The following is a 6,949-nucleotide window of genomic DNA, read 5'->3' as shown; positions in this document are numbered from 1 at the left end:
GAAATGGGGCGAAAGTCTGTGGACTCTGTGTAAGACAGTACATGGTTTTTTAACTGTGGTATGCGACGGTGGTGGAAGCAGAAACTTAAATCGTGAGGTTTAGGAATCGCCGCACTTTTAGGGCGGCGAGGATGTCAACAATAGTTCCCTCAAGACGAATTACCCCCTTATGGTCAAACATCCAGCCCACACAGCCCGTTTCACCTAAATTACCGCCATTTTTGCTAAAAGCCGCCCGCAGATCTGCCGCCGTGCGATTGCGATTATCGGTCAGTGCTTCGATCAGGATCGCCACACCCCCGGGACCATAACCCTCGTAGCGAATTTCCTCAAAAGCTGAGTCATTTTCCCAAGTTCCCGCCCCTTTAGCGATTGCTCTTTCGATATTGTCATTAGGAATACCGGCCGCCTTGGCTTTTTCGATCGCCGTGCGTAGCTGAAAATTGCCCGCCGGATCGGGAACACCGTTACGGGTAGCCACGATAATGGCCCGGGATAACTGGGTGAAAGTTTGCCCTTTTTTGGCATCAACCCGGGCTTTTTGTCGTTTAATATTTGCCCATTTACTATGACCAGCCATATCTATCTAAGATATCCAACATCAAAAATCTAGCAGATCGATCGCCCTTGGTAAATCCGGGGATAGTTGTCAACGAGTGCCGGGTAATAGACCTCTTGTGAAAACTAAAAATTGTTGTTAGGGTTAGGAGTCAGTAGCCGGTCGTCAGGAGAATTAAGAATGAATAATAATTAACTAAATGGTCTATTTACAGATTTTAGGCAGTTTAATTCTTATTTTTGCCGTTTTTAAACCATCAAAAATTAATTATCCCAGAGGTCTAATGATCATAAATCCTGTTGAGAAACTATAGGGGGGCGGCTAGTTCGAGCATTTGTACTAAAATTCCCGATAGGCGGTTTAAATCCAGTACAGCTTATTATAGAAAAGGTTGATTGATCAGGTGGCAATATGGCGCAATTTTCTCGCAAAACTCTACTAACCTTGGTTGCTAGTATATTAGTATTATTATTCTCTGTGGCTCCGGCCCAAGCGCTAAGTTATAATAACCGCAATTTGACCGATAACGACTTTGCGGGGCAGGATTTGCGCGATTCCACCTTCGATCACTCTAATCTGCGCGGTAGTAACTTCAGTCGTGCCAACCTGGAAGGAGTACGCTTTTTTTCTGCCAACTTGGAGGGGGCCAACTTTAGCGATGCCAATATGAGAAATGTGGATTTAGAATCGGCCCGTTTAACCAAAGCCAACTTTACCAATGCCGTTCTCGAAGGAGCTTTTGCCACTAACATTTTAATCAAAGGTGCAATTATCGACGGGGCCGATTTTACCGATGCAATTATTCGCTCCGATGTGGAAAAATATCTTTGTGAGAGAGCGACGGGAACTAACCCAGTAACTGGCAGAAATACCCGCGATACCCTATTTTGTCGCTGATACCTAACTATGCTGCCCCGAATCGCGCTGTCATGACCGATCAAACTAGAGCCAGATCGGCCATAATTGCTGTAAGCTAGTATTCAATTTTTTAACACAACCTTTAGAATAGACTTTCAAGTCAGTTCGATCGATCAGTCCCCTCTTGGAAAAAGGAAATTGTAACCATCGTGTCCACCAGTACCCTCGGCAATCAAGACAAAGAGCAGAAACCTAGTAGTGACTCGGATAGCTTTTTCCAAGGAGTCTCCAGAGTCGCAGGGGGAACTGCTCTGGGCCTGTTGATGGTATCCACGGCCGTGGTGACGGGGGCTGTGGTAGGATTAGCGATTAGTTACCGCAATCTACCCGATGTGAGGATTTTACGCGGTTACGTCCCCACGGAAACCAGTTATATCTACGATGTTAAAGGCAGACCCCTGACCAGCTTACACGGGGAAGCGAATCGGGAGGTGGTGGAACTCGATCAAATTTCTCCCAATCTAAAACGCGCCGTGATGGCGATCGAAGATAGCCATTTTTATCACCATCGTGGTATTAATCCTAATAGTATCGGCCGGGCAGTAGTCGCTAACTGGAAAAGTGGCGGTGTGGTGGAAGGTGCATCTACTATCACCATGCAGTTAGTCAAAAATATTTTTCTCTCCCATCAGCGCACCGTTAGCCGTAAATTAGCCGAGGCGGTCCTGGCAGTACGAGTGGAGCAGGTTTTTAGCAAAAATGACATTCTGGAAATGTACCTCAATAATATCTATTGGGGTCATAATAATTACGGAGTGCAAACCGCCGCTAAAAGTTATTTTAATAAACCCGCTGCCCAGTTAAATTTAGCAGAATCGGCGATGATGGCGGGATTAATCCAAGCGCCGGAAGTTTATAGTCCTTTTAATAATTATAAAACCGCCAAGGAAAGACAGGCACTGGTTCTCAGTCGGATGCGTACTTTAGCTTGGATTACCCCCGCACAGGAAGAGGCCGCTTTAAAGGAACCTCTGAAACTGGGTAAACCCACCGCTTGGCAAGAAAGTAAATTACCCTACGTTACCGATGCAGTGGTGGCAGAATTGCGGCAAAAATTTGGCAAAGAAACTCTAATTAAAGGGGGAATGCGGATTCAAACCACGATCGATCTCGACTTTCAAAACATGGCCGAGTCCACCATTCAACGGGCCTATAATAGCTTGCGTCGTCGCGGTATTCGCACCAAAGACCTACAAATTTCTCTAGTCGCGGTGGATCCCCGCACCCATTTCGTCAAGGCGCTCGTCGGTGGCGTTGATTACAATAAAAGTCAATTAAACCGGGCCATCCAATCCCGTCGTCAACCGGGGTCAGCTTTTAAACCTTTCGTTTACTATACTGCCTTCGCTAGTGGTCGTTTTACCCCCGAAACGGTGGTTAATGATTCTCCCGTCCGTTTTCGCGAGGCCGGCGGCTTCTATAGCCCAAAAAACTACGGTGGCGGCTATTCTGGTCAAGTTTCCCTGCGTAGCGCTCTGATGCAGTCTCTGAATATTCCCGCAGTTATTCTCGGTCGTCGTGTCGGGTTGAATAAAGTCATTGAAGTCTGTCGTCTGCTGGGTTTCGAGAGTCCTTTAATTGCCGTGACCTCTTTACCTTTGGGATCGGTGGATGTGACTCCTCTGGAAATGGCGGGGGCCTACGCTACTTTTGCCAGTAATGGCTGGCATTCTAAGCCTACCTTTATCATGCGTGTTACTGATAGCCGTGGTAACGTCATGCTCGATAATACACCCAAACCGAAGCTAGTTTTAGACCCCTGGGCCACCGCTTCCCTCAATTCTGTCCTACAGGGAGTTATTCAAGGGGGAACAGCCACTTCGGCCCAAATCGGTCGTCCAGCAGCGGGAAAAACCGGTACTACCGATAACGAGAAAAATGTCTGGTTTGTCGGTTATGTTCCCCAATTAGCCACCGCAGTGTGGATTGGAGATGACCGAAACCGCACTTTAGGTAAAGGTATCACCGGCGGTGGTTTTGCTGCTCCCATTTGGCGCGATTTCATGGCACAAGCTCTTAAAAATGAACGGGTAGAATATTTTCCCTCTCCTTCCAAATTCCGCAAACCAACAGTTAAGTAGATGGTTAATCTAATTGGTTATGCCTGCGAACATTTTCGTGAAATAGTATGAACTTTGTTAGTCGTTGTTCGCTATTGGAAGTACACTGAAGTTGTCGGTCCAATCGCTCTGAAAGGGGAGCTTAGACAGAATGTATCGGTCTAATCACGCTTAAGGGGTCTTGGATGTACTTTGTCGGTCTAATCACCCTAGACGAGATATTAGGCAGATTCCAGTCAGTCTAATAAGTAGTGATGCGCCTAGTTCTGGTTTCGGGTCAGTTAAAGGGAAATATCGACAGCTAACTTGACCTATAAATGTGCTATGATGGAGAGGGTTTAATACAATTATGATTGTGACCGCAAAGACATGACAACTAAGCCGACAGAAGAAGAGCGAAGTCAACTCTTAGAAAGCTTGCGAGGAGCTATGCAGGCCGTTACGGAAAAACTTCAGAGTGTGGAGACTAACCTGACTTATACGGCTGGTCAGCTAGAAACTCAGTCTGCTTTGTGGAAAGCTGCTACCGAAAGATATGAAAGACTCATTAGCGAAGCGAATGGCTCTGTTCGATCTATTGAGAAACAACTAGATGAATTTAAGAAAGAAACAGATCGTTTCAAACAATATTCTAGTGGTATTGACGAAAATCTCAAGGAGAGGTTTCAAATTTTTGCAGAAAAATTTGACAATCAAGGTAAATCTCTAGGACTTCTAGAGACATCTCTTACGAGAATTCGGGAGTTAGATTTAGATAGAATTAATGACAAAGTAAAAGAGCTGCCAAGCTTAGAAGTTATTAGAAGGGAGTTGTCAAATTCAACAAGCCCTTTGGTTTCTAAAGATGATTTTAACAAACTAAGCCAACAGGTATCAAAGATCGAGGGATCTGTTGAAAGTTATTTTAGGAATAATATGATTACTTTATTTTTGGCATTGACAACTATTATAGGAACAAATGTTGTATCCTATTATACTTTTGTATCAAAAATCGACTCTTTAAAGACAACCTCACCTTTACAAAGCTCTCCTGTTCCGACAAACTCTTCACCAACATCTTCTCCAAAAACACCGTAGATTATGGGCAATATCTTTGCATAACCACTACAGGCAAATTTGGCTCTTCTAGGTTCTGTGTGAGCATGGTATAATAGTAATACAGGACAGGAGGTGGGTTATGTGGATAAATTTTGATCAACTCCTCGATTTACCAAATGTAACAGTGGTCAATTATCAAAAAATTGATCAGACAATTTTCCTAAAGCTTGCTCTTTTAAATGAAACAATTGAATGTCAGAATTGTCATCAAATATTGGACAGAATCAATCAGACAGAGTACAATCTAGTCAGAGATTTATCAATATTAGGCAATCTGGTATATTTAAAAGTACCACGCCGCCAGTTTCATTGTCAAAAGTGCCAGAAATATATTAGCGAAAGATTGAGTTTTATGAGATTAAGACAGCATCATACAATCCGCTATGAATCGATGATTTATGAGAGAGTAAAAAATTCTAGTGTCGAAGAAATAAGTCGAGAAGAAGGGTTAGGATGGGAAGAAGTTGGGTTAATATTTAATCACTTTGCTAAAGAACTAGAAAAGGAAGAGTGGGAAGCACCAAAACCAAGGTGAGAGCATCTGAAAAGCTATTGACAATTGGTCAATTTTGTGATCCCCGTGGGCATTTCCAGTGATACCAGTCAGTCAGAATAGTTAAGAAATCGACCCATTTGATTGAGAGGGCAAATTCTCATCAAATATACCTGAATCGTGGGTAAGAAACCCAGATAAAGTTCATTTATAATAAAGTCACAAAAAAACCTTTGCTTGAACCGATGACGACTTCCTTGACTGAGAGTCTCACCCTTGAAGATTTCCTCAAATTGCCATATTTGGAGGATTCTCCAGCATGGGAATACTTGCATGGAGTCGCAATTCAGAAACCCATACCTAAGACTCGACACTCTATCCTGCAAAAACGTCTTTTAGCTGAGGTTGACAGCCACACTGCTGATTATACAGCCTTACCTGAGTTGCGATGTACCTTCGGCGGGCGTTCGATCGTTCCTGATGTGGCAGTAATTGCATGGAATCGAATTAACCTGAATCAAGCAGGTGAACCGGAGGACGACTTTACCAAAGCACCTGATTGGACTATCGAAATTCTTTCACCGGATCAAAAGGTAAACCGTGTAATTGACAACATTCTACATTGTTTAAAACATGGCAGTAAATTAGGATGGATGCTTGATCCAGATGATTATTCTGTTTTAATGTTTACTCCCCAACAAGAGCCGGAAGTTTGCAGAGGGGATCACCAACTTAAGGTAATTGCAGGGGTTCAGTTGACACTGACTCCACAACAAATCTTTGCATGGCTAAAAGTTGGTCAAGCTAGACAGAGTAAGTAGAAGTCGGGGGAGAAGCACGAGGACTAACTTGGTCGTTAGACGGAATTCAATTCTTTTAAGGTTAAGTAAGTGGTTATAATTAAATTGAAGATAGATTTTGTCTTTGATCCCCCCTGCCTCCTTGATAAGGGTGGTATATGATAATTTTTAACACCTACCTACTTATGACGTTGAAAGAAGTTTTTAAGCAGCGATTTGAAGAGCTAGAGGAGCAAGCATCCCAATTGGAATCTTCTAAAAAAGTTCTCCAAAGAGAGATAATTGGCGGCACCAATGAAGTCATCGATAGCTACTTACTTTTAAGCTGGAAGGTAAAAGTAAAAAACTTATTGTCTAAAGTTTGTGGTGAAGATTCTCAGCACTTCAAACAATTTGAGCGGGAAGAAGAGAACAGGTATTATCCAACTTATGAGATATTTAAGGCATTTAAAGCGGTATTTTTGGCAGCAAAAGAAGATTTTGAGGGTGGTTATCTCTCGTCTATTAAAACACTGGTTCAAGCCGAAGTTTTTGATTCTGAGCTTGAACAAGCAAATGAGCTTTTTTCTAGTGGTTATTATACCGCTGCGGCTGTGATTGCAGGAGTTGTGTTAGAGACGGCATTGCGAGAGTTATGTGATAGAAGTGGGATTCCGCATGGGAAGTTAGATAAAATGAATTCCGAATTGGCAAAAGCTGGTGTATATAACAAATTGAATCAGAAGCGAATAACAGCGATCGCAGATATTCGTAATAGCGCTGCCCATGGAAAACAGGATGAATTTACAGTTCAAGATGTTTCTGACATGATTAAAGATGTTAGCCGATTTCTTGCCGACTACCTTGTAGATTAGCTTGTCTAACAAGTGGGATAGGAAATTATGGCTCTTCGGTTTGTCTTATGCAACGTACAGGGTTACAAGGAATAAAACTCTTATAGAGAAAGACATTTGGCGATTTTTGTTAATTGTTTTCGATCTAGAGCGAACTAATCAATTAAGTCTCTTGCCGGATAAGGATT

The 6,949-nt window shown here is 42.9% G+C and carries 5 protein-coding genes and 2 pseudogenes; 6 read left to right on the top strand and 1 reads right to left on the bottom strand.

Annotation, left to right across the window (positions count from 1 at the left end):
- Nucleotides 1–139: 139 nt before the first annotated feature.
- A pseudogene (locus IM456_RS07460) lies at nt 140–580 on the bottom strand (YebC/PmpR family DNA-binding transcriptional regulator); the annotation flags it as partial.
- A 390-nt stretch (nt 581–970) separates the two neighbouring features.
- Between IM456_RS07460 and IM456_RS07455 the strand changes: the two are divergent.
- The 6 genes and pseudogenes from IM456_RS07455 to IM456_RS07430 all read left to right on the top strand — a co-directional run bounded on the left by IM456_RS07455 (nt 971) and on the right by IM456_RS07430 (nt 6,782).
- Nucleotides 971–1,456, top strand: coding sequence for a pentapeptide repeat-containing protein (locus IM456_RS07455; protein ID WP_149987968.1), 486 nt, complete (start codon nt 971–973; stop codon nt 1,454–1,456).
- A gap of 170 nt (nt 1,457–1,626) precedes the next feature.
- A complete protein-coding gene (locus tag IM456_RS07450; protein WP_149987967.1) occupies nt 1,627–3,558 on the top strand; it encodes a transglycosylase domain-containing protein in 1,932 nt (643 codons plus the stop codon).
- Between the two features lie 348 nt (nt 3,559–3,906).
- Nucleotides 3,907–4,614 carry a hypothetical protein gene (locus IM456_RS07445; RefSeq protein WP_149987966.1) on the top strand — a complete coding sequence of 236 codons (708 nt, stop codon included), beginning with the start codon at nt 3,907–3,909 and terminating at the stop codon, nt 4,612–4,614.
- 100 nt (nt 4,615–4,714) lie between these two features.
- Nucleotides 4,715–5,161: pseudogene (locus tag IM456_RS07440) on the top strand (helix-turn-helix domain-containing protein); the annotation flags it as partial.
- A gap of 212 nt (nt 5,162–5,373) precedes the next feature.
- Nucleotides 5,374–5,949 (top strand): Uma2 family endonuclease, encoded by a 576-nt coding sequence (locus tag IM456_RS07435; RefSeq protein ID WP_149987965.1) that lies wholly within the window; start codon nt 5,374–5,376, stop codon nt 5,947–5,949.
- Nucleotides 5,950–6,113: 164 nt separating this feature from the next.
- Complete coding sequence (locus IM456_RS07430) at nt 6,114–6,782, top strand: DUF4145 domain-containing protein (protein ID WP_149987964.1); 669 nt, start codon at nt 6,114–6,116, stop codon at nt 6,780–6,782.
- The last annotated feature ends 167 nt before the right edge of the window (nt 6,783–6,949 follow it).

Source organism: Microcystis sp. M079S1 (genome assembly GCF_020246425.1).
GTDB classification, from domain to species: Bacteria; Cyanobacteriota; Cyanobacteriia; order Cyanobacteriales; family Microcystaceae; genus Microcystis; species Microcystis aeruginosa.
This window is presented reverse-complemented; position numbering and strand designations above follow the sequence as displayed.